Origin of the sequence: Clostridium sp. 1001270J_160509_D11 (assembly GCF_015667935.1) — a bacterium.
Lineage (GTDB): Bacteria > Bacillota > Clostridia > Peptostreptococcales > Peptostreptococcaceae > Intestinibacter.
In genome coordinates, this window is the sequence record NZ_JADPET010000239.1 from 1 (window position 1) to 2,237 (window position 2,237).

The 2,237-nt window shown below is 23.7% G+C and carries 3 protein-coding genes; all 3 read left to right on the forward strand.

The window, feature by feature from the left end; genetic code table 11:
* The first annotated feature begins 374 nt into the window (after window positions 1–374).
* The 3 genes from I4U58_RS13610 (at window position 375) to I4U58_RS13620 (ending at window position 2,038) form a co-directional block, all read left to right on the forward strand.
* Window positions 375–797 (forward strand): hypothetical protein, encoded by a 423-nt coding sequence (locus I4U58_RS13610; RefSeq protein WP_195931873.1) that lies wholly within the window; start codon window positions 375–377, stop codon window positions 795–797.
* Between the two features lie 313 nt (window positions 798–1,110).
* On the forward strand, window positions 1,111–1,296 hold the full coding sequence (locus I4U58_RS13615) for a hypothetical protein (RefSeq protein ID WP_195931874.1): 186 nt from the start codon (window positions 1,111–1,113) through the stop codon (window positions 1,294–1,296).
* Window positions 1,297–1,585: 289 nt separating this feature from the next.
* Entirely contained in the window at window positions 1,586–2,038 is a 453-nt protein-coding gene (locus I4U58_RS13620) for a hypothetical protein (protein ID WP_195931875.1), read from the forward strand.
* Window positions 2,039–2,237 lie beyond the last annotated feature (199 nt).

The following is a 2,237-nucleotide window of genomic DNA, read 5'->3' on the forward strand; positions in this document are numbered from 1 at the left end:
AATGATAATTCTAATTTGTTATATTAGATAATTAAATATATAAAAAAGTTAATATTGTGATATAAATACGTTAACATTTTTATATAAATAGTTATTTTCAAGTTAATTTAAATTAATATGAAAGTTTAGATTTAGATGGAAAATTGCAGGATGATAAAGCATTTTATACGGCATGGAAGAAAGTATTTATGCATTATTAAAAATATAAATTTTGGAAAAATATTTTCCTGGTAAAAATATACTATACTGTTAATATTATTATATTTTTTTGTTAATATACTTATAGAAAAACACCTCTAGAGTGAATATAATAAATGTATAAAATATAAGAAAAAATTTATATAAATGGATATTTTAATATTTGGAGGAGGAAAATGATAAAGATAGGCAGAGATTTCATTCTATTATTTACAATGAGCCTTTTATATATTGTATTTAATAAGGCAATAAATATTTCTATGGCAGAAGGTATTATAGTTTCATCAGGTACAGCAGGTATATTTTCTTTATTGAGTGATACGATAAGAAATATAGATGAAAATAATCTAAGAACGAGAGTATCACTTTCAGAAAAAGAATTAAAAATAATAGAAAAAATGAGATTAGTAGCAAGAGATGGTATACTAACATTTATATTATGCTACGGAATAATGAGAGTTTCTTTTGGAGGACCAAAATTAACAATTATAGACACTATACCATTTGTAATTGCAGCATTAGCACCAACACTAGTTGTATGCGAGCTAAGTAAAGAGCTTAGAAAAAAAGAAAAAGGGAATGTTATAGTAGATAGATAAAAATATTTTTAACTTATCGGGGATAAGTTAAATTTGAGTTAACTTAAAATATGCAAACAGTTAAAATATCTTAATATAAATATAAAATAGATATAATTGAAATGACCTAAATAACTATACGTTAGACATATCGTATAGTATTTTCTTTTTGAAAAAATTTTAAGAAAATGTAACATTGTAAAATGTGTGCAAAAAATGAGTCATTTCGTAGAAAAAGAATAAATATAAACATATATTATAGTAAAGAATGAATCAGAACATCAATTAAACGAAAGAACAAAAAATTGGATAGACTTATAGGAGGTAATGCCATATGAAAAGATTCTTTATAGATGTTGTGATAGTTTTTATAATATTCTTTTTCTATTTAATGTATGCTGGAGAAACTACTATAATGGAAGGGATAGTTGCATCATTAGCAGCAGGATGGTTTTTCGGTTTACTTGCTGAAATGTTTGTAGCAATTATATCAGTAGTAAGAGAGACTTTTAATTCTTGACTGTAATTTTTATGAGATGAAAATATAGAAGGATTGGTCAATTGGATATGAGTATAGTTAAAACTTAAAATCCCATGTAGAACTATTAGATTCTACATGGGATTTTATAATTATATTTAAATTTAATTATGATACACACACCCATATAACTAGATTTACCTTGTGTTAATATTGTTATATTTTTAGTTAAGATACTTATAGAATTAATATTTATCAGTGAATATAATGTAATTAAAAAGATAAGAAAACTAATTAAAATTAAAGTGGACGATATAAGGGGGTAAAAGATATGAAGAAAATATCTAAAGATTTAGTGGTATCATTTATTATATTTTATTTATATTTAGTAATTACAAAATCTACAGATTCAGTAGCTAGTACGTTGATAGTTTCTATTTCTGGTGCAGCAATGTTTAGTTTATTCAGCTTAATTATAGATTCTTTAGTAAGAGGATATTGTGAAATGAAGAGAAGTGATTCAAAAGAACAAATCCATAAGAAACTACAAATAAGTTTAGTATGCAGAGATACTTTATTAGCATATTGCTTGATATATGGATTTATGACTAGAAGTTTTGGTTTAGGTTTATCAATTCCACAAATATCTGCTTACTTAGTAGCAGCAATGGCACCAACTATAGTAATAGGAATATTTATAAAAGAAATGAGATTGCCATTCTTAAAACAATACTCAGAACATGATGTAGTTGTTAAATCAATGGGTTCTCACAAAAGTGCTTAATTAAAAATATAATTTATAAAGCAGAAGATAATTAATCCTGTGTGATTTTTCACACGGGATTTTTTGATTTTAAACTATATAAATAGACTAAAATAAGCCCTAATACATGAATAATAGATAATAAATTAAAGCGATTTTTTATAAAAGATATATATAAATAAAAATTATTTATACAAGTGAAAAAATAATTTTTATTTAT

Excerpts from the sequence above, each read along its gene's own strand:
- I4U58_RS13615 (WP_195931874.1), top strand. The coding sequence starts at position 1,111 with ATGAAAAGATTCTTTATAGATGTTGTGATAGTTTTTATAATATTCTTT.
- I4U58_RS13620 (WP_195931875.1), top strand. The coding sequence starts at position 1,586 with ATGAAGAAAATATCTAAAGATTTAGTGGTATCATTTATTATATTTTAT.
- I4U58_RS13610 (WP_195931873.1), top strand. The coding sequence starts at position 375 with ATGATAAAGATAGGCAGAGATTTCATTCTATTATTTACAATGAGCCTT.